Origin of the sequence: Photobacterium iliopiscarium, from assembly GCF_003026395.1 — a bacterium.
In the GTDB taxonomy this organism is placed as follows: domain Bacteria; phylum Pseudomonadota; class Gammaproteobacteria; order Enterobacterales; family Vibrionaceae; genus Photobacterium; species Photobacterium iliopiscarium.
Genome location: NZ_PYOO01000041.1, coordinates 1 through 581 on the forward strand (window position 1 = coordinate 1; position 581 = coordinate 581).

The window sequence follows — 581 nt, forward strand, 5'->3', positions numbered from 1 at the left end:
CCAGAGCCAGAGCGTGCTATCGATCTACCATTCATCCTTCCAATCGAAGATGTTTTCTCAATCCAAGGCCGTGGTACTGTTGTAACTGGTCGTATTGAGCAAGGTATCGTTAAAGTTGGTGACGAAGTAGCTATCATCGGTATTCACGACACTATCACTACTACATGTACTGGTGTTGAGATGTTCCGTAAGCTTCTTGACGAAGGCCGTGCTGGTGAGAACGTTGGTGTTCTTCTACGTGGTACTAAGCGTGATGACGTTGAACGTGGTCAAGTTCTTGCTAAGCCAGGTTCAATCACTCCACACACTACTTTCACTTCAGAAATCTATGTTCTTTCTAAAGATGAAGGCGGTCGTCACACTCCTTTCTTCAAAGGTTACCGTCCACAGTTCTACTTCCGTACAACTGACGTAACTGGTACTATCGAGTTACCAGAAGGCGTTGAAATGGTAATGCCTGGTGATAACATCTCTATGACTGTTACTCTAATCGCACCTATCGCGATGGATGAAGGTCTACGTTTTGCTATCCGTGAAGGTGGTCGTACAGTTGGTGCTGGTGTTGTTGCAACTATCGTTGC

At 45.6% G+C, this 581-nt stretch carries 1 protein-coding gene; it reads left to right on the forward strand.

Annotation, left to right across the window (positions count from 1 at the left end):
- Nucleotides 1–581: EF-Tu C-terminal domain-related protein (locus tag C9J51_RS19375; RefSeq protein ID WP_244907489.1), on the forward strand; the 581-nt coding region annotated here is incomplete at both ends.